Below are 26,947 nucleotides of genomic sequence, written 5' to 3'. Positions count from 1 at the left end.
AAGGCATCTACACCATACGGATGCCTTTTTCCTTATATACATCAAATTCCTCATAATCAGAGGATTGATCTGTTACAATTACCGATAAGTTATCGGTTGGACAGACGTAATAAGCTTCGGCAGTTCCGAGTTTTTCAAGTGTTGCCAGTGCAATGACCTCTTTGGAAGACTCGATCATGGCCCGTTTCACCTCACTTTCTTCAAAATCCGGCCCGGTAACTCCCAATTCCGTATGAATGCTGCAAATCCCCAGCAGACAAATATCAGGTCTGAACTTTTTGAAAAACTGAACCGTATCATTTCCAATGGTTACGAATGAATTCTTTAATAATCGACCACCTGCAAATAAAACCTCGACATGCTCGTGCTCTTCGAGCAGGGACACGATTGGAAAACTATTGGTTACTACCGTGATATGCAGATCCTTAGGCAGCGATTGAGCGATCAACAGGGCCGAAGTCCCACCGTCAAAAACAACAACCTGTCCGTCTTTTAGGAAATCCAGTGCTTTTACTGCTATAATTTGTTTTTGCTCTTTATCATGAGACATTCTGTCTCGGAAATGATGTGGGCCAGGGGAATGTGGCACCGCCCCACCCCGCACCGACTTCAGCAGCCCCTGATCTGCCAATTCTTTAATATCCCGCCTGATTGTGTCCTCAGACACATTCAGCAACGCGCTAAGCCTGCCAAGGTACACCTTTTGTTCCTGGCCCAGCCGATCCAAAATCACTTGAAAACGTTCCTCTTTAAGCATACTAATTTCTACTTTTTGCGAAATTACAAAAATTTAAAGGAAATATATTGCATAATTTTGCAAAAAAAATTTACATTTGTTGCATAAATTAGCAATATAAATAACAAAGAAATATGCCGCGTAAATCAATCGCTATTGACATGGACAATGTTATTGTGGACATTGAAACCAACTGGATTAATTTGTATGAAAAAGCATACGGGGTAAGAATTGCCAAGGAGGATTTGCTGGGTATACCTGAAGATGACGCCTTTCCGGATCCAGCGGCGGCGAGAAGTTTGATTTACAAATCCGGTTTCTTCAGGAATGCCCCTATTATTGAAGGTGCACAGGAAGCTCTGCTAAAACTGCAGGAAGATTTTGATATATTCATTGTTTCAGCGGCAATGGAATTCCCGAATTCACTTCCTGAAAAATATGAATGGCTCGGTGAACATTTCCCATTTATAACCTGGAAAAACATTGTTTTTTGTGGTGATAAAAGGGTCATCAATACGGATTTCATGATCGACGACCATTTGAAAAATCTTGATTTCTGTCAGGGAACTCCTATTCTTTTCACTGCATCGCATAATGTGAATGTCGATAAACATATAAGAGTGAACAACTGGAAGGAGGCTTTGGAATTGCTGATGCAAGCGAATCCGACAAATTCGATCTAATCCTATCTGTTAAGATTAACTTATAACTGATATTATTGATTGTACCACATCAGTCACAATTTGCGGTTTTAAGATACCCGTAGCACGAACAATAATGTTTTTATCCGCAGTAAAAATGCGGGTAGGCCTGATATAACAGCTAACCGGCAAGGATCCATGTTGAAAATCCTGATTGGTTATAGGAACGGCTCGGGAGTCTCTGGTATTTTGAGAAGTGATCTGACAAAGTAGAATGTCATCCCCATCAAGATCAGCAAGCACCATAGCTGGCCTTCTTTTTGACCCTGAAAGGTCTGAAAATGGAAATGGGATGACAACAATTTCCCCTTTTACAAATTTGCCCATGCCTCGTCTTCTTCGCAGGTCAACCAGTCTTTTACCAGAGAGTTTTGGCTGGCATAATGAGTAAGGGGTATATCTTTTGCTTCCGACTGATCAATTGTCTCATTAATCGTAAACGCAATGACCTCTACCTGTTTGCCAACAAATGAAGCAGGTATCTGTATTGAAACATCTTGATTTTCAGGTATCAGAAGTGTTCGTATCATATTGATAATTTGATCGTACCAATCATAAAGATAAAGAAATTATTTCCCTTTCAAATGGGTCGTTCAAGCTCACGCAGTCTCCTTCACCCGTTCCTTCAATTGCATCAGCTCATCCCGCAACCTTGCAGCTTCGAGGAAGTCGAGGTCTTTTGCCGCTGCTTCCATTTTTCTCTGCGTTTCGGCTAATAACTTTTGAAGATCATTTTTACCCATATATTGAACAACCGGATCGGCTGCGATGCGAATTTCCTGCGGCTCCACATACACTTTTCTTACTTTTGAATCGGCCACGGAAGTTTGTTCCATGATAGCTTCCTTCGATTTAAGAATAGTTCTCGGAGTAATGCCATGTTCAGCATTATAATCCATCTGAATACTCCGGCGGCGATTGGTTTCATCAATGGCTTGCTGCATTGAGCCTGTAATGACATCGGCGTACATAATCACTTTTCCCCTGTCGTTACGGGCGGCGCGTCCGATGGTTTGTATCATCGACCTCGTATCTCTTAAAAAACCTTCCTTGTCTGCATCCATGATCGCCACAAGGGAAACCTCCGGCAGATCCAGCCCTTCGCGCAGCAAATTCACACCCACCAATACATCAAAAACACCCAACCTGAGTTCTCTCAAAATCTCCACCCGGTCCAGTGCCTTCACTTCTGAGTGAATATAACGGCATTTAACCCCCACACGATCAAGATATTTGCTGAGTTCCTCGGCCATCCTTTTCGTCAATGTGGTGATGAGCACACGATCACCCATCTTGATACGTTCGGTGGTTTCTTCGAGCAAATCATCGATCTGGTTCAGGCTCGGGCGTACTTCGATTTCAGGATCCAGCAAACCGGTGGGGCGGATAATCTGCTCTACCACCACACCTTCCGATTTTCTTAACTCGTAATCCGCCGGTGTGGCACTTACAAAAATGGTCTGGGGCGTCATATCCTCAAATTCCTGAAAAGTGAGCGGCCGGTTATCCAGGGCGGAGGGTAAACGGAAACCATATTCTACGAGCGACTCTTTGCGCGACCGGTCACCTCCCCACATCGCGCGGATCTGCGGCATCGTAACATGGCTTTCATCCACAACCATCAAAAAATCCTCCGGGAAATAATCAAGAAGACAAAAAGGCCTTTGACCCGGAATCCGTCGGTCAAAATAGCGGGAGTAATTTTCTATACCGGAGCAGTAACCAAGCTCCCGCATCATTTCCATATCAAATTCGGTACGCTCCTTTACCCGCTCGGCCTCAGCCAATCTTCCATCTTTTGTGAAATAATTGATCTGCAGAGCAAGGTCGTCCTGAATTTCTTTGATAGACTGCATCAGCACATCCCTGCCGGTTACAAACAAGTTGGCAGGAAAAATAGCTATTGCGCGTTCGGACGATATTTTTTTCCCGGTTTCAGGCTCAATGCGCTGGATCTCCTCAATTTCATCTCCAAAGAAAATAACGCGGTAAGCAAAATCGGCGTAGCCCGGGAATATATCAACCGTATCCCCTTTCACGCGGAATGTGCCTCGGTTGAATTCCAGCTCTGTACGGCTGTATAAAATTTCCACCAGACGGAACAAGAACTGATTCCGGCTCACAATATCGCCTAGCTTGGCGCTGACGATACTCTTTTTGTATTCGTTAGGATTTCCCGCACCATATATACATGATACAGAGGCCACTACAAGCACATCTCTTCTCCCGCTCATCAAAGAAGAAACGGTGTGCAAACGTAGCTTTTCAATTTCCTCGTTGATCTGAAGATCTTTTTCTATATATGTATTAGTGGTGGAAATGAAAGCTTCCGGCTGGTAATAATCGTAGTAGCTGATAAAATACTCTACGGCGTTTTGAGGAAAAAACTGTTTAAACTCTCCGTAGAGCTGGGCTGCCAGGGTTTTGTTGTGGCTCAAAACCAGTGTTGGCTTTTTGACTTGCGCAACAACATTGGCAACTGTAAATGTCTTACCTGAACCTGTAACCCCGAGCAATGTCTGGGATGGCTCTCCGGCTTCAATTCCTTGTACGAGTTCGGCAATGGCCTGGGGCTGGTCGCCCGTCGGCTGGTATTCAGAAATGAGTTCGAAGTCCATAACGTTTTATAAAAGCACAACTGGGATAACGCATTTCAAAGATAAATTAGTTCTCTGAAATGCGCCCGGAAAAGACTTCTATGAATGCTATGCCAATACTTCTTTTGCATTCTCGGCAGCTTTACGCTCCTTCCAGTGCTGCCAGTCAATACCAAGCAGCTTGGTCATGCTTTTGTCCACAAATGTGTGACGGACTAGGTTCATACCACCGCGTACAGCCGTAAAAATTGAGTTATTTGCTCTGAGTGCCAGGCTGAATCCGCCATCTACATAACGGATGTAGTGCCACCACAATGAAGGGATAAAGATGGTCTCGCCATGCTGAAGAATGGTTTCATGGCCAACCGCGCCTTTCAACGCCGGGAAACGTTCATAATCCGGATTAATCGGATCAACCTTGCTCATCACGGTGAAAGGATGGTGATAAAGACGTTTGCTTTCCTCAGGAGAAAACAGGATTACCTGCTTGCGTGTCTGAAATTGTGTCAGAAATACGTTGGAGCAATCCATATCATAATGCAGGTTGGTGATAGAGCCTTCGCCACCGAAAAAAACGAATTTATAAGACTTAAGAAATCCATCCATGATCGTCGGGAAACGGATATCGTCTGCCAGTTCAGGGATTTTCTTGAAAATATCAAAAAGGAAAATACGAAGATCCGTAGGACCGCCTTCGATCAGGGTGAGGTAATCACCGAATTTCATGGTTTTGGCAATCTGAAAATATTTGTCGGCATCATGGATATGATTGTCAACCAGCGGCACGTCCAGATTTCCGTGATTTTCTCTGAGCCAGTCAAATGTCCATTTTTCAACTGCGGGCCAGTCTTTTGCCAAATCGGTGAAAACTACAGGACGGCTTGGCTTTAAATAATTTTCAATAAACTCTTCGCGGGTAAGTCCGCTACGCTTCTCTATGGGCACTAATTTCATGACAGGAACTGGGTAAGAAGGTAATTCAATAATTCTAAAATTTGAATCCTACAACGACTCAAATGTATTAAAGAGAATTCAAAAATATAAATTTCAGAAATACAATAATGATATAACTGCTAAATATATAGATTAAATAGGGTAAATTCTTCCCACTCCTTTGATTACTAATAGATCTGGCAAAATCTCTGGAATTAATTTTTTAGTGCACAATAAGTTATCTTCAAACCGGTAAATTCCCGGGCATATTTGAACTGTTATGAAATATTACACCCTACCACCGTCTCCACGGCTGGCGAAGTTCGTGAAGGCTTTCTGGGTTCTGGAACACGACGTGCAAAGTGGCACGCCTTATATACACCGGACACTCGCGGACGGTTTTGCCGAGCTTGTTTTTCATTACAAAGGACGATTCGACGAAATCATTTCCGCAGACCAGACAACTTCGTCGTTTTCTTCGGGCATACACGGACAGTCCCAAACCTTCAGAAGGTTCATCATTCAGGAAGATTTCGGGATTTTTGGTGTATACCTCTACCCTTTTGCCATACCCGCACTTTTGGGGATCCCGGCCGACGAGGTAACCAATGAAATGCCCGATCTCCATGCATTGCTGGGAAACAAGGGCAAGGAACTTGAAGATAAAATGATGCTGGCTGCCGATCACGTTGCAAGAGTGGAAATCATTTCCTCATTTCTGGAAGCTTGTCTGGTCAAAAACCGGGCATACGAGCCGGCAGTATTTTCGGTTATCAACCATATTATTGAAAACAAAGGCCTTACCAATGTACGGGAACTCGCGGCACAGAATTTTCTGTCAACCCGTCAGTTTGAAAGGAAGTTTAAGGCATTCTCCGGTTTCAGTCCGAAGCTCTTTTCCAGGATCACCCGCTTTCAGTCAGCACTTGGCGCTTACGGGAGGCTGGACAAATCATTGACAGAAATTGCCTATGAATGCGGGTATTATGATCAGTCCCATTTTATCCACGATTTCAAGGCCTTCTCCGGCCAGCATCCCAGGTTTTATTTTTCAGGTAAAGCGGAAGGAACGGAATATCGTGATGTATAATGTCGTGTTTTTCCAATTCCGGTTTTTCCGGCGCATTTACTTTTGCTTAAACTTAAATCAAAAATCATGAGCACAGTAAAAATCCCAAATGGACATCAGGCTGTTATGCCTTATTTAATGCTTGACGGCGCAGCCAGATTCGCATATTTCACAACCAAAGTATTGGATGCAAAAGTTATTTCGACCCAGATGAGTGAAGACTCGGACCTGATCCGGCATTCCGAAGTTGAGATCTCGGGAAGTACCATTATGTTTTGCGACAGCCGCCCGGAGTGGCCCGCACAAACAGCAAATATGTTTGTATACGTGGAGGATGCAGACGCAACCTATAAAAAAGCACTCTCCGAAGGTGGTACGAATGTGATGGAACCTGCAGATCAGAGCTACGGCAGAAGTTGCGGCGTAACCGATCCTTGCGGAAACACATGGTGGATCACGTCGGTACTTTGATAAAAATGCCATCTTTGCTGAAATTTCGCAGCAAGGGTGGCATTTTCTATTAAACAAAAGAACATGATCAATTACGACAACAAAGTGTTTATCCCGGTTTCCAACTCCGAAAACGGGGAAGTAGATTCCGGAATGCAGTTTTTGTATCGGCAGGAAGGTAATATGCTTACTTCCAGCTATTCAGGAGGCAGGATCAGAACCGGACATCTGATTGCCATTGTGGATGAAAACGGAGGCCTGGATATGCGTTACCACCAGATCAACGACCGGGGCGAGATCATGACCGGCTTTTGTAAATCGACCCCGGAAATTATGGAGAACGGAAAAATCCGGCTTCACGAAAAATGGCAGTGGACTTCCGGTGACTTTTCGGAAGGTAATTCTGTTCTTGAGGAAAAATAAAAGAAGTCATGAAAGCGATCGCTCGCATTTTCTACACCTTAATACTAGCCTCGCTTGTAAGCCCGGCATGGTCACAAACTTCGAAAATCGTATCCGGTTCTACCAGTTTCAGCGTAAAATTTATATTGGGAACTTGTGAAGGAACCTTCGACGCACCGAAGGGAACCGCCGTCTTCGATGAAAAGAACCCGCAAACAACTTCTTTTGATCTAACTGTGGCAGCTGCCAGCTTCAAAACCAACAATAACTCCCGAGACAAGGATATGAAGAGCGAGAAGTACTTTTTCGTGGAAAAATATCCGGAAATTCACTTCAAGTCTACTAAAGTAGAAAAGCAAAACGGTGCCTACCAAGCCACCGGCAAACTGTCCATCAGGGATGTAACCAAAACCGTTACGCTTCCTTTTGAAGCCAAAAAGAACGCCGATGGTACCTACGCACTTTCCAGTACTTTTCAGGTCAATCGCATCGATTACAATGTCGGCGAAAAGGACTGGAAACTCAAAGACGTCGTCACTGTGACGCTTAAAGCAATCGTCAAATAGTATTTACTAGACGCCAATGTGCTGTGTGTCAGCTCATAAAATATTATTTTAGACAATGATTGTAATTAGTCTAAATAATATTTTCCTTTGCAATGTATTCAATATAATTAGTCTAAATAAGAATTCCTTCATGAAACACATCTTCACGATCGTCTGTATCCTGATATGCTTTTCCCGGATGGCGTCTGCTCAAACCGCCTCTGGTTTGGTTGAAGGAAAAGTTTTTTCAAAAGACGGCAAGCCCCTGCCGGGTGCCCATATTCTTATCAAAGGAGCGTCGTCGGGTTTCGTCACAGCAGAACAAGGACAGTATTCTTTTTCCGCGCCGGCAGGCAATCACACGCTCGTTATCAGCACGCTGGGGAATAATAAAACCGAGATAGAAACGACCGTCATAGCAGGAGAAACAACCGTCATACCGGATGTTCAGCTGGCTGAGCTACCTCTTTCACTGGATGAAGTAGTGGTAACAGGACAATTTGAAGCTCAATCACTAAAGAATTCTGTATACCAGGTTCGCATCATCGATAGTGAACGTATACGACTCCGCGGTGCTACGAATGTCCAGACAATCCTGAACACCGAACTGGGAATCCGCTTTTCAAATGACCTGACCCTTGGCACCAGCGATATCCAGCTAATGGGCATGTCGGGACAGAATGTGAAAATACTGCAGGACGGCATTCCGATGGTGGACCGTGGAAGCACACGGGAGAGCCTCGGCCAGATCGACATCAATACCATTGAACGCATCGAAATTGTAGAAGGGCCAATGTCGGTCATGTACGGCACAGATGCTTTGGCGGGGGTGATCAATATCATTACTAAAAAAAGTATTAATGGCTCCAATCTGACTGTTACCGCGCGGTTTCAGGAAGAAAGTGCTGGTGAAGAATATGATGTTTTCACAAAAGAAGGTACCCATAACCAAAGTGTAGGGCTGACCTGGCAAATCAAAAATCTGCAGTTATCCGGAAATGTTACACGCAATAATTTCGGCGGGTGGCAAGGTTCTTCCACGGAACGGGCGAAAGATTGGATGCCAAAGGAACAAATGCTATACACCGCTTCCGCTCGGCATCAGGGTAATAAATGGAACGTCTGGTATCGTTTCAACGGAACCGATGAAACGATCCGATACCTTGGAAACAGAAATGCAATCACCAAAATTGCTGCCGATAAAGACTACAATACGTTCCGCTGGTTTCATCAGCTTCAATCGGAATACAGGGTAAATGAAAAACTGAACTTCAACGGTGCCTTATCTTATACCGATTATTCCCGGAAGACACTAAGCACAAATGTAGACGCTAATAACCGGCGGACACTTTCGCTTGAACCGGGTTCTCAGGATAAATCGGTTTTCACCACCACATTTTTCCGGGGAACTGCTTTTTACAAAGTCAATAGTAACTTTTCATTTCTGGCAGGGGTAGATTTTTCGGACAATAACAGCTCCGGTGCCAGGATCAAAGGTTCTCCGAGCATAACTGAATATGCGCTGTTTGTTGCTCCTGAACTGCGTTTCGGACAGATTTTCAAGCTAAGCCCTGGCCTTCGTTTTCTCAAAAACTCCGTGTATGATGCACCTCCGGTAATTCCGTCGGTCAATGGAAAACTGGCCATCTCAAAAACACTCGACTTCCGGTTTGGTTATGCAAGAGGTTTCAGGTCCCCGGCTTTGAGGGAATTGTATTTCGATTTTCACGATGCCTCGCACTCCATTAATGGAAACCTGAACCTTAAGGCGGAATATTCCAATAGCTTCAATTCATTTTTTGTATGGCAGTCTGTCAGCAAACCCGATCTTCGGGTAAGCAGTACGTTGGGCGGCTTTTACAATATCTTTCATAACCTCATCGATACCGGCGTCGACCCGAGCAACACGTCAGAAACGACTTATCTGAATATCCATTTGTTCAAAACCCAGGGGCTGACGCTGGATAATAGGATTTTCTGGAAAAACATACAGGCGAGCGTAGGCGGCTCATACATCGGACGTTACAATCAGTTCTCCGACGCCCCTGAGGAGTTCGGCCAGCTCCCGCAATTTGTCTGGTCGTCTGAGATCAACACGAATCTCTTGTATTCCTTCAAGAAAATAGGTGCGACAGTTAACCTTTTCTACAAATATTCCGGCAAGAGACCGATCTATGAAAGTACCGATCAGGTGAATGTACATCTGGCGGAGACGGCCGGTTTCCACATGGCGGACCTGACCCTTACGAAGCGTTTCGGCAAACTTCTCAACGTGATCGGCGGTATCAAAAACCTTTTTGATGTAACCACATTAAGCAACACTTCTACGGATACCTCCGGCGCGCACAGCACCGGCGGCGCGGTCCCTATGTCTTACGGACGCTCCTATTTCCTGGGCTTGAATATCCAGTGGTCAAAGAATTAACCAATACGCTTTCAATATAAATTTAACAATCATGAAGAAAATAGTTAAGTCACTGTTACTGGTTGCTTTTCTCGGAAGTTTTAATGCATGTAAGGATGACGAACCGCCGCTTCCAGATAACCTGGCTGCTTTTGAAACCACAGCGCAGGGTTTTGAAGGAGATGAAGTAGAAATAAAAGTCGCGCTGTCGCGGGCAGTTGATGCGGCCACGCCTATCTCGGTTTCGCTCACTCCCACCCTTTTGACTTACGGTACGGAGTTCACAACTACACCCGCAGCCACAAATAACACAATCGCTCTATCAGTTCCAGCCGGCCAGTCGGGCGTATCGTTCAAGGTGACAAGAAAAGCAGGTGTGCTGCTGGACGGTGATGAAAGTCTGGCATTCAAGATTACTTCCGTGGCAAGCCCTGTTCTTGCAGGAACCAATACAGACCTTAAACTGAGCTTCAAAGCCATCGTTTCTGAAGGCACATCGATACAGCTCAATGGAATAGCAGGAGACGAACCAGGTAGCAGCGCCGCCAATTCTGTGTTTCTTGACCTGAGTACCAATATCCAGACACCGGTACTTCGCGCAAGCTGGGATCTTGGATTTTACAGTGGGGCAGATTTTCGGGTCATCCTCAACAATACTACCGGAACATCTGCAATTATGATCAACCAGTCGGATATCAATGCTGTTTCTGATAAGGATATTACGCCGGATTCGCTTGCAGTTGGCCAGGGCAAAGGAAAACTTTCGCTGGTGGACGACGCAGCCGGAGGCCTTACCAAAACAGTCATCAAGGAAATTTCTGCAACTGATGCTGACAATAAAGTTTATGTAGTAAACCGCACCGGCGGAACGGTGTTGCCTTCCGACAAATTATACAAAATACGCGTTCTTCGGAAAGGAACAGGTTATACACTTCAGTATGCTAAAATCAACGACACGACTTTTAAAACACTGGACGTAACAAAAGACGCAGCTTACAACTTCGAATTTGTATCTCTGGAATCTGGCGCGACAGTTGATTTTGAACCGTTGAAAGATCGTTGGGACCTGCAATGGGGTTACAGCATGTATTTCACAAACTTTGGAACTGGCCTGATACCTTACGCATTCTCTGATCTGGTTTTCACTAACAAGGAAGCTAAGGTGGAAGCAGCGGAAGTCCTTACCAGCACAGTTACTTATGATGCCTTCGCAGAAGCCAATATTGCAGCGGCCACATTTAGTACAAGTAAGGATGCAATCGGGTCCAAATGGAGAGCAACTACGGGTACCGTCGGCGTAAAAACGGACCGTTTTTATCTGATCAAGGATGGCTCGGGCAATGTTTACAAGCTACGTTTCATCAGCTTCCATCCAGACGACAGCGGGGTACGTGGCAAGCCGAAACTGGAATACAAACTGGTTAAAAAAGGCGCATAGCATTGCGTTAATATAAGATATATTCCAAAATCGTAGAGACAATCTTTTGATTTGTCTCTACGATTTCTTAAACAGCAATGAAATGATACTGACCAAACTAATTTTGTCCCTATCTGCTATGTTGATCATCAAAAACAGTGCTGACAGCCAGAATCCGGCTGAGCAGAATGTTCCGTCCAATCCTGAAAAGTCCGAAATTATCGTGGTCAGAGATCTGGACGCCAACACGAAACCATTCGTTTATTTCAGCCTGGAAACAGGCAAAGATGTTCCTGCTGCGGATGCCAAAACTTCAAAGTGGGATATTGCTTTCAGCAAAACAACGATCGCCATAAACAGCGGGAGCAGCGGTCCGGGACAAGGTGGCGCGATGGTAGTTGAAAAACCCATCGACCAGATCGCAGAAGCCCCAAAAGACGGATATAAAACGGACAGCGACGGAGGATACGCAATTCCGGGCGGCAGCGGAAATTCGTGGTACAAATACGATATGAGCGTACACGCCATCATTCCGATCATCGGCCGGACAATTCTTGTAAAAACAGCCAATGGAAAATTCGCCAAGCTGGAAATTATCAGCTACTACAAAGGCGCTCCCGAAGATGTCCCTACGGAAGCATCCAGCTACTATACCTTCAGGTATGTATTGGCCGATGAAAACGGCAAATTCTAAATAAAAAGACTTCTCAGTGATCACCGGGAAGTCTTTTTATTTAATTTCTGAGGTATTTCCAGTTTCTGATCTTTCCTTCCGCCAGCCACTCCATCGCCGTGGCAAGTCGCTTGTTTCTGGTAGCTTCGGTTTTTGCTTCTTCGAGCCACTCCACATATTCCTTTTTTTGTGAATAACTGAAATTCTCAAAAGTCTGCAATGCCTCGGGGTTCTCACTCAACGCATCATACATATACGCAGGCACTATCAATTCTTTTACTTCTTTCGGCTTTTCTTCCTTTTTAACCTTTATGCCAGCGTCAATCAACTGCATAACCTCGGTGATAAATGCTGCGAGCTGCTCATCCGTAGGAAGGTCAGACAGGCTTTTGATCTTGCCTAGATTTCCCATCGAATTCCTTTCCTCGCCCGAAGCAAGAAATTTATGCGGATCTGTTAACAGCGAACCGTACCAGAAACCAAATGCACAATGATGCTTGAATGACGCCATACTACATAAAATACTGCCTTTGTACTCAAAATGCGGGAAACTCCATTTCATGGTTTCTTTTGCTTCGGGGCATGAAGCATGTACCAATTCCCGCAAATAAATCAGGATCGGCACCGCAAAATCAGCGGATTTGATAATATAATTGTCAATGCGCGGATCAGTATGATTCATTTCGGAAGCTATTTTTCAAGAATTGCTTTCAGATTATTTAACCCGTCCTGGAAATCTTTGCCCACAGATTCTTCCATTCCCATAAAAGGCAACATGACGTTCATCGGTATAGGCATGCTTCCCGAGAACCCCCAGCCGACCCTGGTACTCGACGGCCCGACACTTTCGGTGGTCATGTAAGCATTATTGGTACTCTCAAAAGGTTCGATAAACCGAAGCTCGGTATCGATACGTTCGCCGTCGACGATATTCTTTATCTCTTGTTCCCCTTTGCCCACATCCTCATTCCCCTCCCACATTGCGGTATAGCCCACGGTACCGTCCGTACCGGTAAAGTCCTTCTTAATATTCGGGTCTTTGGACATCCACACACTCCAGTTATCCTGGTTTTTCAGCATTTTCAGGTAGTCAAAAACCTCTGCTTTTGGCTTGTTAATCACAATCTCCCTTTTCACAGCATAGTCTTTCGGCATGATAAATGCTGCAATCAGCACCACTGCAATCAACGCAATAATAATGTAGAGTACTTTTTTCATAGATTGATTGGTTTTAAGTGAATAACTAAACTTGTATTTTACTTCATCAAGGTCTTCAATCATTTCTACATTGGTCATACCCGCTTTTTCCAACACCCGTATAGAGGCCAGATTATTTACATTAACAAATGCAATCACTGTTCCGGCGCCAAGTTTTGTTGTCGCAAATTCAATGAGGCCGCTGGCAATTTCCGTTGCGATCCCCTTGCCCCAATGATCTTCGAGGACACGGTAACCGATCTCTATCTCGGATCCGATCTTATCCAGTTTTGCTGTACCAATTAGTGCATCATTTTGCTTGTCTTCGATCAGATACCGTCCCAGGTATGTTTCGTTTCCATATTCTCTCAGGAAACCTTTCAACATTTCGTCTGACTCGCTGCGGGTGAGTGAATATCCCGTAACATATTTCATGACGTTGGGATTATTGCTTAGTCTGAAATACTTATCGCCGTCAGTTGCCGTCATTTTTGTCAGCACAAACCTTTGCGTTTCTATCCGTTTGATATCCATAAATGTATCCGCAAAAAAATGCAGAAAAGACTGCCCGGGCCCGAAAACCTGGTTAAATATATACTTTTTATCAAATATTTAAAATTGATAAAAGGGTGTAATTAATTGAAATAATCCGGGAAATGCAGTTACACTGGCCCGGCAAACAATTCTCCGACGATTAACAAAAAACGGAGAAGTTTCCGCTCTGCTGAAAAAAGAAATCACAACAAGAACACGTTGATACAGAACAATCCCGGAATTATTAACAGTTGTTAACATACCTTAAAATTTGGTTTGTACATCTGAATCCTTATATTTGAAGTATTGCCTCATTATATCATAATTCCGTTTTAATAATTCCAATCATTCTTGAATTCATTATAAAAGTATGAATTTTTTAATGTACTGATCTCAATCAGCATCATGACAAAAAGAACTTTTGTATTGTTTTTCTGCCTTGCAAATCTCCTGGCTTTATCCCTGTTCACAAGACAGGAGGGGAATTTATGCAAACTGAATTTTGCTTCGATAGGAATTTCTTCCCCTTCCGTCAATACCGATGACGCATCGGATCAGGCCGTTGCTTTTGACGATTTTATATGTCAGAATCAATGTATTGTACGTGCCGACGTATGTGAATGGAAGGAAGGTTTATCCGACCTGCTTCGGCACCGTAATTCCACATACAGGTTTATTACGCTTAAATCCGAGGCATTTTATTATTTCAGCTTTTCGCATTTTCAGAAACTTGTCCGGCAGTCCGCACAATTGCCCGTTGTGGCAAAGGGCTTGATAACCCTGCCCGATTATTACAGTTTTCTGCACCGTCTTTGCCCATTCTGACTTCCCGCCGCAAGCGTTCTTTCATTCCCAATCTTTCCGCTCAGTAACGGAATAAAGGCTCCATGCTCCAAGGACATGTAGTGTCTTTCCCATACTGTTCAGCATTCATATTTGGATCAGTCTGTACGTTACGGACTGCCCATGCTTTTTTCTGTACCCCAATAGTTAAAAAATCATTCATTTATCTACTCATCATGAAAAATTTACAATGGCCTGTGTTGTTTCTTGCGAGCATGTTTACCTATGGGTGTGCTTCAAAGGGTGAAACTACCTCTGAGAGCAAAGACAGCATCCTTACCATTCCTGTAACCGAACTCACACCCCAAAGAACTGACCTGCACAGAGAATATGTAGGTGACATACACGCAGTACGTAATGTGGAAATATATGCCAGGGTAAAGGGCTACCTTGAAGAAGTATACGTAGACGAAGGCAAGGAAGTAAAAAAAGGCCAGGTCCTGTTCCGGATCAATAACGAAGAATATGCAGCTCAACTGGCGAAAGCAAAAGCTACCCTGCAAAGTGCTATCGCAGAAGCGAAAGGTGCCGAGCTTGAACTGAAAAGGGTACGGCTGCTGGTAGATAAAAATGTTATTGCGAAAACAGAAGTGGAAGTGGCTGAGGCAAAACTTGCTGCTGTCAATGCCAAAATCGAAGAAGCACGTTCAGAGAAATCAAACGCAGCCATTCATCTAGCACAAACAGAAATTAAAGCGCCATTTGACGGGGTAATCGACCGGATACCTCACAAAATGGGTAGCCTTATCAATGAAGGCACGCTCCTGACGACTCTTTCAGATACCAAAAACGTCTTTGTATATTTCAATGTATCTGAAAATGAGTACCTGGAATACGTGAAAGCGAGAGGAAAAGCTGACAATAAATCGGCAATCGTCGAGTTGGAGCTAGCTGATGGTTCTTTTTTCAAACATAAAGGGAATATCGAAACAATGGAAGGTGCTTTTGATGAAGGTACTGGCTCCATTGCTTTTCGTGCGCGGTTCTCTAACCCTGAAAAATTGCTGAAACATGGCTCGACAGGAACCATACGCCTTACCAATACGGTAGAAAACGCGATTCTTATTCCTCAGAAAGCTGCATTTGAAATTCAGGATAAAAGCTTCGTATACGTAGTGGATAAAAATAACCAGGTGAAAACCAGGAGCTTCGTCCCAAAATCAAGATTTGCTTCTTACTATATTGTTAAATCAGGTCTTGAACCAGGAGAAACCATTGTTTACGAAGGGCTTCAGGGATTGAAAGACGGGGCAACTATTAACCCAAAGAATATTTCTCCTGACAGTCTTAACACGCAGGCCAGCCCAATAGAGCTTACTGCACGATAAGATCCTTTCTCACCTGAATTTCAGATTATGTTTCAAAAATTTATAGAGCGGCCGGTTTTATCACTGGTTATCTCGGTTTTTATAACCCTCCTGGGAATTTTGGCATTTAAAGGTTTGCCTGTTTCCCAATTCCCGGATATAGTGCCCCCATCCGTAGTAGTGACGGCAACATATACCGGTGCCAACTCAGAAGTATGCGTAGATGCCGTAGCCGTGCCATTGGAAAAGGCGATTAACGGTGTTCCCGGCATGACCTACATGACCAGTGTATCCGGTAATGACGGGGTAACTACCATTACCATTTCATTCAATGTGGGCGTCGACCCGGATCTTGCGGCAGTAAACGTGCAAAACCGGGTTCAGACTGTTATAGATGAACTTCCTGAGGAGGTAATCAAGGCGGGCGTAACCACAGAAAAAGAGGTAAACAGTATGCTGATGTATCTGGACATTATGAGTTCGGATTCATCTGTTGCCGAAGATTTCGTTTACAACTTTGCCGATATCAACATTCTCAAAGAACTTAAGAGGATAGACGGTGTCGGTAGGGCGCAGATCATGGGAAGTAAGGACTATTCCATGCGCGTATGGCTGAAACCTGACCGGATGGTAAGTTACAATGTATCTGCCGACGAAGTGGTGCAGGCTATCAGGGATCAGAATGTAGTAGCCGCCCCCGGGAAAACCGGTGTAAGTTCCGGACGTGAGGTGCAGGCGTTGCAGTATGTCTTGAAATACACAGGCAAGCTGTTTGAACCGGCTCAATATGAGAACATCGTACTCCGCTCCAACCCCGACGGATCAATGCTGAAACTGAAAGATGTAGCGGACATTGAATTCGGCACACTTGAATACGACATGGCCTCCAAATCCAATGGTAAGCCTTCGGCGTCGATTATGATCAAGCAACGGCCGGGATCCAATGCCCAGGAGGTAATTCAGAATATCAAAACGAAAGTGGCCGAACTCAAAACAACGACGTTTCCGCCCGGTATGGATTACTTCGTTTCTTATGATGTTTCCCGGTTTCTGGACGCGTCCATTCACGAAGTTGTACGTACGCTGATCGAGGCATTTATTCTTGTAATTATCATTGTTTACCTGTTTTTGCAGGATTTCCGTTCAACCGTTATTCCCGCGCTTGCAGTGCCCGTAGCGTTGATTGGCACCTTCGCTTTCATGCAACTTTTCGGGTTTTCAATCAATCTTCTAACGCTGTTTGCATTGGTACTCGCCATTGGTATCGTAGTTGATAATGCCATTGTCGTCGTCGAGGCCGTTCACGCAAAAATGGCCGAAAAGCATCTTGATGCACGGGAAGCGACCATGGAATCGATGAAAGAAATGAGTGGTGCCATCATTGCGATCACCCTTGTGATGTCGGCAGTGTTTGTACCGGTAGCATTTATGTCAGGGCCGGTTGGTATTTTTTATCGTCAGTTCTCCATCACGTTGGCCATTTCAATTGTGATATCGGGTATCAATGCGTTGACATTGACACCCGCGCTTTGTGCCCTTATGCTGAAAAACACGCATGGACAACCTTCTAAAAACACGCTTCTTGACCGGTTTTTTAAAGGCTTTAATAATGGTTATGATGGTATTTCAAACAAGTACAGAAAACTGCTCTCCCTCATTGTCAACAGAAGAGTCGTAACAGTTGGTCTTCTGGTGGCGTTTTGTATCGGCACTTACGGTATCAACACCGTTCTTCCCACAGGTTTTATTCCGACAGAGGATCAGGGAGTTATTAACGTCAATGTTACTACTCCGGTGGCATCCACCGTTGAACGGACGGAAGCAGTACTGGATGAAATTCAGAAGGTAGCGCAATCACTGGAACCCGTGGAATCTGTTTCCAGCTTGTCGGGGTACAGTTTGATCACAGAATCGGCCGGATCTTCTTATGGAATGGCCATGATCAACCTTAAACCCTGGGATCAGCGAAAGGCATCCGTAAAAGACATTATTACGGAAATGGAACAAAAAACCAAGCACATTACCGATGCCGATATTCAATTTTTCCCGCCTCCGACTGTGCCGGGATTTGGTAATTCAAGTGGTTTTGAGCTACGTGTTCAGGATCGCACAGGAGCTGATGATCTTCAGAAAACCGCGGAGGTCACCAACAAGTTTGTGAAGGACCTGATGGATTCACCGGAGATCGCCAGTGCATTCAGTAGTTTCGATGCCAGCTTCCCGCAGTATATGATCCATGTTGACGCTGATATGGCATCAAAAAAAGGCGTCTCAGTGGATGTTGCCATGAGCACCCTCCAAACGTTGATCGGCAGCTTTTATGCATCCAATTTCATCAGGTTTGGCCAGATGTACAAAGTGATGGTCCAGGCCGATCCGAGTTTCCGCAAGAACCCGGAGGATATTCTAAAACTATACGTTAAGAATAACCGTGGGGACATGGTACCGTTTTCAACATTTATCCGATTAGAAAGAGTCTACGGCCCTGAGCTTCTGACGCGCTACAATATGTATACTTCTGCCATGATCAACGGTGATGCTGCGCCTGGATACAGCTCGGGAGATGCGATCAAGGCTGTTGAACGAATTGCAGCAGAGAAGCTTCCAAAAGGTTTCACCTATGACTGGTCAGGAATGACGCGTGAAGAGATTTTGTCCGGCGACCAGGCTATTTATATTTTCGGGATCTGTCTGATCTTCGTTTATCTGCTGCTTGCGGCACAATATGAAAGTTTCCTGCTTCCGTTGCCTGTAATACTATCACTTCCTACCGGTATTTTCGGCGCATTCCTTGGACTGAAATTAATGGGTCTGGAAAACAATATCTATGCTCAGGTTTCGCTCGTCATGCTGATTGGCCTTTTGGGTAAAAACGCTATCCTGATTGTTGAGTACGCAATTATCCGACAGAAAGAAGGACGTTCGGTCTATGATGCAGTACTGGAAGGCGCCACCGAAAGGCTGCGACCGATCCTGATGACCTCCTTCGCATTCATCGCTGGTCTCATCCCGCTCGTAATGGCTTCCGGCGCAGGTGCAATAGGTAACCGATCTATTGGAACGGCCGCAGCGGGGGGAATGCTCATAGGTACTCTTTTCGGGGTCATCATTATTCCTGGCCTCTATGTACTTTTTGCTAGCCTCGCCAAGCCGAAGAAAGCCATTGAGGTTTTACCCGAAAAAGAAGAAGCTGTCCTTCACTAAATATCACCGACTTATCGGGCAGCCGGAATCCGTTTCCGGCTGCCTCATATAAATGACTTTCATTAATGAAAACCTACAAAAGGCTCGTCAATCTCCTGTTTATCGGGGCATTGATCACATTCTCAGGCTGCAAACTTACCAAGCCGGTGCAGCAGGCTTCCCGCATCGTTACTCCCGAAACGTTTGCCGGACAAACAGACTCAACAGGTATCGGGGCTATCCAATGGAAATCTTTTTTCAAGGACACACAGTTAACTGCACTGATCGACACCGCTTTGCAAAATAACCTGGATCTTAAAATGGCCGTTCAAAGAATAGAGATGGCCCGATCCAATATTATGCTGAGCCAGGGCGCTTTGCTACCTTCTCTTTCAGGCGAGATTTCCGGAGGAGGAAGGAAGTTTGGGGATTATACTATGGATGGAGTTGGAAATTACGATACCAATTTTTCGGACAACATTGATAACGACAGGAGACTTCCTGCCCCATTTTTGCCAGACTATTTTGTAGGCTTGAGAAGCTCCTGGGAAATTGATATCTGGGGCAAATTGAAAACGCAAAAAAAAGCTGCCTACACCCGTTTTTTGGCAACTGAAAAAGCCAGGCATGCCATCAAAACCAGCCTCATCGCACAAGTCGCCCAGCACTATTACGAACTGCTGGCATTGGATTCCGAGCTTTCGATTATCAAAAAAAATATTGCACTTCAGGATTCCGCGGTGCAGACTGTTAAAATACAGAAAGAAGGAGGACGTGCTAACGAATTGGCAGTCAAACAATTTGAAGCCCAATTATTGAATACAAAAAGCCTAGAAATTGAAATTCTTCAGAAAATCACGGAGGCCGAAAACAATCTTAATTTGCTACTTGGCAGGTTTCCTCAGACGATCGCAAGAGGCAGCGCATCGGGGCAACAGCTTCCTGAACAAATACAGGCGGGTATTCCAACCAATATGCTTAAACGGAGACCAGACGTTCAGCAGGCACAGCTTGAAATGCTTGCATATTACTCTGACCAGCAAGCAGCTCAGCTGGCTTTCCTTCCTTCTTTGAACATCACAGCCATGCTAGGCTTTAATGCGTTTAAAAGCAACTTATTATTCTCACCCGGGTCCATTGCATATAATGCGCTCGGCGGCCTCACCGCTCCGCTAGTAAACCGAAAAGCGCTGAAAGCGGTGCAAAAACGGGCAGAAGCCTCCAGTCTTGAAGCGTATTATGCTTATAACAAATCCATTCTTACTGGTTTTCAAGAGGTAAGCACAAGTTTGAAAAAACTGGATAACAGCAGAAAAATCTCTGACTTCAAAAAGCAGGAAGTGGATGTACTCCAACAAACCGTTACTACTTCCAAAGACTTGTTCCTTACCGGATATGCTACTTATCTTGAGGTAATTACTGCACAAAGAAGCGTACTCGAGGCCGAACTGAACCTGACCAATGTTCAAAAAGAGCAGTTTCTGGCATTGATTACATTGTACCGTTCGCTGGGTGGGGGTTGGGAATGATGGTGTTAGTTCATAACTAACAGATAGATAAACAATTATAAAGCCTCTCGCAAAGCCCGAAGGGCTGAAATTATGATAACAAAAATCACCATACTATGATCCAGAACCCCGTGAGGGGTGACATTGCACGAACGATGTCACCTCTACAAGGTTATTTCCTCATACACAGTCAGATAACTATCTTTCCAAAGAGGTTTCAATAAATTGTCGAATTCTGTTGGCAGTAAGTTCCCCATAGTAGATCTTATGATTTACAAGTATTGTCGGAGTGGCCTCAATTCCAATGGCTCTCAATCTATCCATACTTAAAGTCAAACGTTTCTCTTCATACGTGTTAAAAAGACAACTTAGGCATTCGTCTTTTGATAATTGTAACTCCGCAATTAAGCCAATAGCGCTGGCAGTATCAGTGACGGCTTTTTTAAACAATACATCATAAGCACTCCAGAATCGATTTTGCTTAGCCGCACATTCAGCGAAAACCATTGATTTCGTTACCGAAGAAGAAAGATGTATATATTCGAAACGCAATTTATCTTTGTAGTCCTTATATAACTCTTCGAACAAAGATTGTTTCTCTCGGCAAACTGGGCAATTGAAATCAGAAATAACAGTAATGGAATTTGAGGCAGCTACATCACCCCGGATTTTCATTTCGACGCCGGCGAGGTCTAGCTTAGGAGTTATCGGAGGTTTAAGATAAATTCGAATATCACTCTCCTTCCTCAATTCTTGTATATATTCATTTCGCAAAAAATTCAAATAGCTTTCATGCAAAATTCTTTGCCCTTCTGCCGTTTTCAGTGGAATAAGTTTAAATGGATTTTTTTCGTCAACTACCCCATAATGCAGCGAATTGTTACGGATATATGAATCTATACTTATTTTCTTCTTCATACCTGCGATGCCTATTGAAAGAACGGAATCTGTCGAAATCCGATGGCGTCGCGCGCGAAAATTCAAAAGTCTTTGATTGATTAACTCATCGAGCGAAATTTTCCGAACATTGTAAATAGCAAAAAGGTATTCGTAAAGCGAATTCCGGACCATGCCGTCTATTTCCTGAATACTGATTTTCTGCCCATTGACTTCGGCAACGAAATTTTCATCTTTTGTTATGGTACATCCAGTAATAAGTAGCAATATGCAAAGCCACCCACATCGAATCACAGACTTACGGTTCATATGCTCGTACTATCATAATTTACGTGATAGGCTCAGTTTTGTCTGTAACTATCTAACCTTGCGAATATTAAAAATGGTGTTCCCCGGGTCGTTTGTCCTGTCCACACCTTTTCCCTGAACGCTTGAGGCATGAGTAATAACATTAGTATTCCAATCTTTTGAAAAAAGCTGGTTTGCATTACTGTTGTTTTCATCATCGGTTTTCAACATCCCAGTACCCGCTGCACCGCCTATCACCGGCGAAGTAAAGGTGCCAAAAACACCATAACTAAATCCAAGGTCCGGAAACTCGGAATCTTGATTAACACCTGGTGTATTTTTACCGGCAATCGCCCAAAATTGCAAGTTGGTCCCATTCTGATCCATTGTATTCGGATTGAAATCTCCTTCGGCAACTACATTTTTGTTGTTGTTATCCTCATTATCCAAATATACATTCCATACCCTTGGCTCCATATACATGGTTTTATTGTTCCCAAGCCGTACCAAGAGATACAAAGTGCTGGTGTTAAATGTCATAAATTTGAATGCCGCTCCATAAACTGAGCACAGCGTATGCCAAGTATTTCCATTAGCATCAACCGTCCACGCGCCAGTCCAGCCGGTTTTCATCGAATTCCCATTATCCTGGTTATCCATGAAAAATTTTATTTTCTCAGTACCGGCAGGACAGGCATCCACTGCTGGAATTACACCTACCGGGTATCCCTCAGACAAGTTTCTTGTCACATGATATCTCGATTCAAAGGTCTTCTGATATGCCAATAACCTCGATCTTACCTCATTTTGAATGTTCCAAGAAGCCATTGTTTCCTTTTCTTGCAAGCCATCAGTCTCAACCTTCACATTCCCTTCCTCATAAGCCTTCTCCACTTTTGTAATCAGCACATTCAAATCGTTTTCAGGTATCGATAAGGCCTCCTTTTCTTCACATCCGAAAAAGATTAGAGATAAAACGGTACTTAAGAAAGCATGTCTTACTAAAATCAATGATTTACGCCTTTTGCTTTTCATAGTCTGTAGATTGTTTAAATACGCAACAAAGAGCGTTATGTATTTGAATTTTTCAAAAGAGACAAGGTTGTATTATACCCCTACGATGGTTGTATTTTACAACTTGACGTTAGAAAAGATTTATTCTATTTTGCAAATATTTCCTCCGCACACTTTGAAAATTGAGATCCTCATGTCAACATTTAATGAGAAAATAAGAGCATTAAGGATGATGAAGGGTATTAAGCAAACTGAAATTGCTGAACTACTCAATGTGAAACAGCAATCAGTTTCCAAAATCGAGAATGGGAAAATTCAAATCGACTGTCAAATGGCCGATAAAATTGCCAAGCATCTTGGATTTGAAAATAAGGAAGAGATGGAGGCATTTTATGAGAAGCATATCTGTAAGAAAACGACCAGAGAACGGACTTTCTAGAATGGTAGCAAACCACTATCGCGTATTCTGCTTTTGCCGTTAGATAATTTTCGGCACCGATCGCTCAATAAGAGACGCAAAGCTACTTAAAACACTCAACTTTAATCTCACATTCAGGTTCTAACGCAGCTCTTGTCGTTTACAATGACCAACCACACATTAGCATTTAGGCAGACATTAAAGTTCCTCACATTATTGATCGCCGCTGCTTTTTGTGTAGCTATTATCTACAAAGGATACCCGACGTTTTCATGTACTGATGATAATGTTAACAATACAGGCCAGATCAACTTTTTGAAAATCAATATTCTTCTATTTTCTATTTATCAGAAATGTAGCATCGGCGACGTAGATACTGCACAAGACAGCTTTCTGGAACTAAAAAAGGAATGGCAATATCAGGACGTTCTCATGTTAGATGACAAAAACAAAGGTTATGTGAAGTTTTATTACCCTTCCGATAGCTTGTTCCTACTTGAAAATCTAGTAAACCAGCTGGAATATGACAGGGATAACAAGAACGTCAATTTTATGATTTTTAGAGAGATAAAGAAAATAAACGAGCGGATTGATCAAATAAAAATCATCGACAACAAAAAAAGGCGATGAACTAGGCATAAACCCCGATCGTCGCCTTTTAAAAATTATAACTTACCTTAATTTTTCTTCTTCGTTCCAGCGAGGCTCGGCTCTTTTGATATATTAATGAAGTCAACCAAAATCCTTCCGGTTTCATTCAGATAGATATCTTTTTTGGCTTTCGCCTCTTTTGGAGCATCTGTGGGCTTTACATCTGCATCCTCTTCTTCATCATCCAGACTGTCTTCGCCAAGCTGCTTCATTGCGAGCCTTTTCTTTTCAGCCTCATCGCGTTCCAGCTTTCTCTTCGACTCCTGTAGGGAAACAACTTTATTCTCGCGAGCCTTTTTAAATTCATCCAGTGTTTTGACCAACGTTTTGAGTTCTTCATCAGATTTCAAACGCTGCTTATATTTGTCGCGAACCTGGTCAATAACCTTAACATTAACATTGTTTGTCAAATCATAACGGGAAGAAGGAATCTGGTCCCATGGCAAAGCACTTGCCTGGGAACCTTCCCCAAATTCATTTGCACTGAAAGCTGTGGGTAGCTCCAGATCAGGCATCACGCCTTTCAATTGTGTGCTGCTTCCATTGATCCGATAAAATTTGGCGACTGTAAGCTTGACCTGTCCCAACTGATCGGTTTCTTTCGGGACCCATTGATTTAGGTCAATTAGAGTCTGCACGGTCCCTTTTCCGTAGGTTTGTTCACCAACAATAATTCCGCGCTTATAATCCTGGATCGCTGCCGCAAAAATCTCCGATGCAGATGCACTGAAACGGTTTACCATCACAGCCATCGGGCCATCGTAAGCGATAGTCGGATCGTTATCGGACTGAACCTCAATCTCCCCCTGTCCTTCCTTCACCTGAACAACCGGACCACGGTTGATAAACAATCCTGTCAGCGATACGGCTTCCGTAAGCGAACCGCCACCGTTATTGCGCAAATCGATAACTATCCCGTCCACATTGGCCTGTTGTAAATTAACGATCAGCTTCTGCACATCACGGGTCGTGCTTGAAAATTCTTTCTCTTTGTGCTGGGCACCTTCAAAATCGCGATAGAACAAAGGAATGTCTATCACACCCACTTTGTACTGTTTATTAGAAGAATTGATAGACACTATTTCACTTTTTGCGCGCTGCTCTTCCAGCTTTATTTTTTCCCGCACCAATCTGTATTCCTTCGGAGGAGTACCTGGCAGTGCGTCGGCTGAAATCACCTGCAGACGAACTACCGTCGATTTCGGGCCTTTGATCAATTTTACCGCGTCATCCACAAACCATCCTACGATATCTACCATCTTCCCTTCGTCGCCCTGGGCAACTGCAATGATCTTATCCTCCTTTTTGAGTTGCTTTCCCTTGAATGCAGGGCCACCGGGGATAACTTCCACAATTTTGATGTAATTATCTTCTTCTCTCAGCAATGCGCCTATCCCTTCCAGCGATTGGCTCATCTCCTGTTTGAAGCGATCAGCAGAAGTAGGTGCCATATAACTTGTATGCGGATCCATGGATTCGGCATAGGCATTCATGAACATTTGGAAAACCTGTTCGGTACGGATTCGCCCCAAAGCCCTGTCGCGGTTTTTGTAACGGTCACGTAAAGTTGTAATTACAGCAGTATCAGGTTTACCGGACAGTTTGAGGTCAAGTGCCTCGCTTTTCAGATATTTCCGCCAGGTATCATTGAGTTCATCCGTATTTTTAGCCCATGCTGCTTTTTCGCGATCCGTGTTCATGGATTCGTCTGCCGAAAAATCAAAGGGTTTCGTTTCACCCAACAGTGTCTGGATATAATTACTTCTTTCCTTGAAGCGTTTTCTGAACACATTGTAAATTTCGAACGGAACATCAAGTTCTCTTTTCAGCAAATAATCGTCGAAAGAGTTCTTAAACTTCTCAAATTCAGAAATATCTGATGCAAGATAATAGAGTCGGCCGTGATCGATCCCATCAATGTATTTGTCAAATATGGCAGCTGATAATGAATCATTCAGCTTGGTTTTACGATAATGGTAGCTTGACAGAATACGTGTGGTAAGTTCCTCTGCTTTATATTGAGCCGGGATCGGCTTAATATCTTCTTCCAAAGAACCCTCCACGGTTACCATTGGAGCTTTGTCCTGAACCGGACCCCGCTGCCAACCCAGCAACACAACCGGAATAAGAGTGATTAAGTACTTTTTCATTAAATTTTGTTATTTAACAATTTCCAATAATTCGACTTCAAATACCAGTGCCGAATAGCCCGGTATCTGACCACCTGCTCCCCGCTCTCCGTATGCCAACTGATAGGGAATGAATAATTTCCATTTCGATCCCACAGGCATAAGCTGAAGCGCTTCTGTCCATCCTTTGATCACACCGTTCACCGGGAATTCCACGGGTTCTCCGCGATCCACAGAACTATCAAAAACCGTTCCATTGGTCAAAGTTCCATGGTAGTGCGTCTTCACTTTATCCTCCGCAGTAGGCTTGGCACCTTCCCCTGTCTTAATGATTTCGTATTGCAAACCGCTCGCTGTGGTGGTGACACCAGTCCTTTTCTTATTTTCTTCCAAAAACTTTTCACCTTCCACCCGCACGGCTGCGCCCTTTTCTTCAGTTATCTTCTGAAAATATTCGCCTATAAATTTATTAGCCTCTTCTGGAGTGAAAGCCGTTTTAGTGCCTTTGAGAGCCGCATTGATCGTTTTGGTTAATATTTCACCATTGATATCGGCTAAACCTTGAGAAGTCAATGAATTTGAAAAGCTGACTCCGATTGCGGCAGAAAGGGAATCGCTTTGATTTTTGAGTACGTTAGCAGGACTTGCTGCTTTTACTGGTGCTGCGGGAGCTTTCTTTACTGCTGTTGCCGGTTTTGTTGTTTTTTTGATAGTCTGTGCTGTGCTTTCTGCCATTACCAAAACTCCAAATACTAAGGTTGCTAAGACGGTTTTTTTCAATTTGTGCATTGTACTAAGGATGGTCAATAAGTTTAATTTTGATTGGTAAGAGGTATTAACGAACTCAATTACAACAAAAACACAATTAGTACCTAAAAAAGTTTTAAAAATGTTGCTAATTGACCGACAAACGGTTAAATAGCCAGGCTCTGGGCTTTTCTGGCCTGCCCCTTAGAAAAATCTAATTTTATACGGTTGGTTTTTAGTTACACAATACTTTATTTACCAGAATAAAATCATACCTTTGCGGCAGTTTTCAAAAACTTACTAC

Annotated in this window: 25 protein-coding genes; 14 read left to right on the top strand and 11 right to left on the bottom strand. The window is 43.7% G+C overall.

The window, feature by feature from the left end; all coding sequences use genetic code 11:
* Nucleotides 1-7 precede the first annotated feature (7 nt).
* The gene (locus tag FBF61_RS10585; protein WP_138477209.1) at nt 8-757 is read right to left on the bottom strand and encodes a DeoR/GlpR family DNA-binding transcription regulator; all 750 of its coding nucleotides are present in this window, start codon (nt 755-757) and stop codon (nt 8-10) included.
* Between the two features lie 113 nt (nt 758-870).
* On the opposite strand from FBF61_RS10585, the gene FBF61_RS10580 reads away from it, so the two are divergent.
* Complete coding sequence (locus FBF61_RS10580) at nt 871-1,419, top strand: 5' nucleotidase, NT5C type (protein WP_138477208.1); 549 nt, start codon at nt 871-873, stop codon at nt 1,417-1,419.
* 15 nt (nt 1,420-1,434) lie between these two features.
* Here the strand turns inward: FBF61_RS10580 and FBF61_RS35505 are convergent, their stop codons facing one another.
* The 4 genes from FBF61_RS35505 to FBF61_RS10560 form a co-directional block, all read right to left on the bottom strand.
* Complete coding sequence (locus FBF61_RS35505) at nt 1,435-1,764, bottom strand: type II toxin-antitoxin system PemK/MazF family toxin (protein WP_138477207.1); 330 nt, start codon at nt 1,762-1,764, stop codon at nt 1,435-1,437.
* Nucleotides 1,749-1,967, bottom strand: a complete 219-nt coding sequence (locus FBF61_RS10570; protein ID WP_138477206.1) for a hypothetical protein — start codon at nt 1,965-1,967, stop codon at nt 1,749-1,751. Before FBF61_RS10570 ends, FBF61_RS35505 begins: the two co-directional genes overlap by 16 nt.
* Nucleotides 1,968-2,036: 69 nt before the next feature.
* Entirely contained in the window at nt 2,037-4,055 is a 2,019-nt protein-coding gene (gene uvrB / locus FBF61_RS10565) for an excinuclease ABC subunit UvrB (protein WP_138477205.1), read from the bottom strand.
* A gap of 87 nt (nt 4,056-4,142) precedes the next feature.
* A complete protein-coding gene (locus tag FBF61_RS10560; protein WP_138477204.1) occupies nt 4,143-4,988 on the bottom strand; it encodes a cupin-like domain-containing protein in 846 nt (281 codons plus the stop codon).
* A 259-nt stretch (nt 4,989-5,247) separates the two neighbouring features.
* On the opposite strand from FBF61_RS10560, the gene FBF61_RS10555 reads away from it, so the two are divergent.
* From FBF61_RS10555 to FBF61_RS10525, 7 genes are all read left to right on the top strand, one after another.
* Nucleotides 5,248-6,057 carry a helix-turn-helix domain-containing protein gene (locus tag FBF61_RS10555; protein ID WP_138477203.1) on the top strand — a complete coding sequence of 270 codons (810 nt, stop codon included), beginning with the start codon at nt 5,248-5,250 and terminating at the stop codon, nt 6,055-6,057.
* Between the two features lie 66 nt (nt 6,058-6,123).
* Nucleotides 6,124-6,507 (top strand): VOC family protein, encoded by a 384-nt coding sequence (locus FBF61_RS10550; protein ID WP_138477202.1) that lies wholly within the window; start codon nt 6,124-6,126, stop codon nt 6,505-6,507.
* A 63-nt stretch (nt 6,508-6,570) separates the two neighbouring features.
* Nucleotides 6,571-6,909: an avidin-fold protein gene (locus tag FBF61_RS10545; RefSeq protein ID WP_138477201.1), complete on the top strand. Its 339-nt coding sequence runs from the start codon at nt 6,571-6,573 to the stop codon at nt 6,907-6,909.
* 8 nt (nt 6,910-6,917) lie between these two features.
* On the top strand, nt 6,918-7,454 hold the full coding sequence (locus tag FBF61_RS10540) for a YceI family protein (RefSeq protein WP_138477200.1): 537 nt from the start codon (nt 6,918-6,920) through the stop codon (nt 7,452-7,454).
* 130 nt (nt 7,455-7,584) lie between these two features.
* The gene (locus FBF61_RS10535) at nt 7,585-9,858 is read left to right on the top strand and encodes a TonB-dependent receptor (RefSeq protein ID WP_166444499.1); all 2,274 of its coding nucleotides are present in this window, start codon (nt 7,585-7,587) and stop codon (nt 9,856-9,858) included.
* A gap of 31 nt (nt 9,859-9,889) precedes the next feature.
* Nucleotides 9,890-11,275, top strand: a complete 1,386-nt coding sequence (locus FBF61_RS10530) for an HmuY family protein (protein ID WP_138477198.1) — start codon at nt 9,890-9,892, stop codon at nt 11,273-11,275.
* Nucleotides 11,276-11,357: 82 nt separating this feature from the next.
* Complete coding sequence (locus FBF61_RS10525; RefSeq protein ID WP_229214998.1) at nt 11,358-11,948, top strand: HmuY family protein; 591 nt, start codon at nt 11,358-11,360, stop codon at nt 11,946-11,948.
* Between the two features lie 40 nt (nt 11,949-11,988).
* On the opposite strand, the gene FBF61_RS10520 is transcribed toward FBF61_RS10525, so the two are convergent.
* Both FBF61_RS10520 and FBF61_RS10515 read right to left on the bottom strand, forming a co-directional pair.
* Nucleotides 11,989-12,609 carry a YdeI/OmpD-associated family protein gene (locus FBF61_RS10520; RefSeq protein WP_138477197.1) on the bottom strand — a complete coding sequence of 207 codons (621 nt, stop codon included), beginning with the start codon at nt 12,607-12,609 and terminating at the stop codon, nt 11,989-11,991.
* 8 nt (nt 12,610-12,617) lie between these two features.
* Nucleotides 12,618-13,658 (bottom strand): GNAT family N-acetyltransferase, encoded by a 1,041-nt coding sequence (locus FBF61_RS10515; RefSeq protein ID WP_138477196.1) that lies wholly within the window; start codon nt 13,656-13,658, stop codon nt 12,618-12,620.
* 405 nt (nt 13,659-14,063) lie between these two features.
* Between FBF61_RS10515 and FBF61_RS10510 the strand changes: the two genes are divergently transcribed.
* The 4 genes from FBF61_RS10510 to FBF61_RS10495 all read left to right on the top strand — a co-directional run bounded on the left by FBF61_RS10510 (nt 14,064) and on the right by FBF61_RS10495 (nt 20,520).
* Nucleotides 14,064-14,483, top strand: a complete 420-nt coding sequence (locus FBF61_RS10510) for a hypothetical protein (protein WP_138477195.1) — start codon at nt 14,064-14,066, stop codon at nt 14,481-14,483.
* Between the two features lie 194 nt (nt 14,484-14,677).
* Nucleotides 14,678-15,829 (top strand): efflux RND transporter periplasmic adaptor subunit, encoded by a 1,152-nt coding sequence (locus FBF61_RS10505; RefSeq protein ID WP_138477194.1) that lies wholly within the window; start codon nt 14,678-14,680, stop codon nt 15,827-15,829.
* Between the two features lie 27 nt (nt 15,830-15,856).
* Entirely contained in the window at nt 15,857-19,012 is a 3,156-nt protein-coding gene (locus FBF61_RS10500) for an efflux RND transporter permease subunit (protein WP_138477193.1), read from the top strand.
* Nucleotides 19,013-19,077: 65 nt separating this feature from the next.
* Entirely contained in the window at nt 19,078-20,520 is a 1,443-nt protein-coding gene (locus FBF61_RS10495) for a TolC family protein (protein ID WP_138477192.1), read from the top strand.
* A gap of 177 nt (nt 20,521-20,697) precedes the next feature.
* Here the strand turns inward: FBF61_RS10495 and FBF61_RS10490 are convergent, their stop codons facing one another.
* Complete coding sequence (locus tag FBF61_RS10490; RefSeq protein ID WP_138477191.1) at nt 20,698-21,705, bottom strand: thioredoxin domain-containing protein; 1,008 nt, start codon at nt 21,703-21,705, stop codon at nt 20,698-20,700.
* A gap of 48 nt (nt 21,706-21,753) precedes the next feature.
* Nucleotides 21,754-22,719: a hypothetical protein gene (locus tag FBF61_RS10485; protein WP_138477190.1), complete on the bottom strand. Its 966-nt coding sequence runs from the start codon at nt 22,717-22,719 to the stop codon at nt 21,754-21,756.
* Nucleotides 22,720-22,891: 172 nt separating this feature from the next.
* Between FBF61_RS10485 and FBF61_RS10480 the strand changes: the two genes are divergently transcribed.
* Nucleotides 22,892-23,137, top strand: a complete 246-nt coding sequence (locus FBF61_RS10480; protein ID WP_138477189.1) for a helix-turn-helix domain-containing protein — start codon at nt 22,892-22,894, stop codon at nt 23,135-23,137.
* Between the two features lie 144 nt (nt 23,138-23,281).
* Nucleotides 23,282-23,746: a hypothetical protein gene (locus tag FBF61_RS10475; RefSeq protein ID WP_138477188.1), complete on the top strand. Its 465-nt coding sequence runs from the start codon at nt 23,282-23,284 to the stop codon at nt 23,744-23,746.
* Nucleotides 23,747-23,793: 47 nt separating this feature from the next.
* Here the strand turns inward: FBF61_RS10475 and FBF61_RS10470 are convergent, their stop codons facing one another.
* On the bottom strand, nt 23,794-25,917 hold the full coding sequence (locus FBF61_RS10470; protein ID WP_138477187.1) for a carboxy terminal-processing peptidase: 2,124 nt from the start codon (nt 25,915-25,917) through the stop codon (nt 23,794-23,796).
* Between the two features lie 9 nt (nt 25,918-25,926).
* Nucleotides 25,927-26,685 (bottom strand): BamJ family beta-barrel-assembly machinery protein, encoded by a 759-nt coding sequence (bamJ, locus tag FBF61_RS10465; protein WP_138477186.1) that lies wholly within the window; start codon nt 26,683-26,685, stop codon nt 25,927-25,929.
* Between the last annotated feature and the right edge of the window lie 262 nt (nt 26,686-26,947).

It is taken from the genome of Dyadobacter bucti (assembly GCF_005869225.1).
GTDB lineage: Bacteria > Bacteroidota > Bacteroidia > Cytophagales > Spirosomataceae > Dyadobacter > Dyadobacter bucti.
This window is presented reverse-complemented; position numbering and strand designations above follow the sequence as displayed.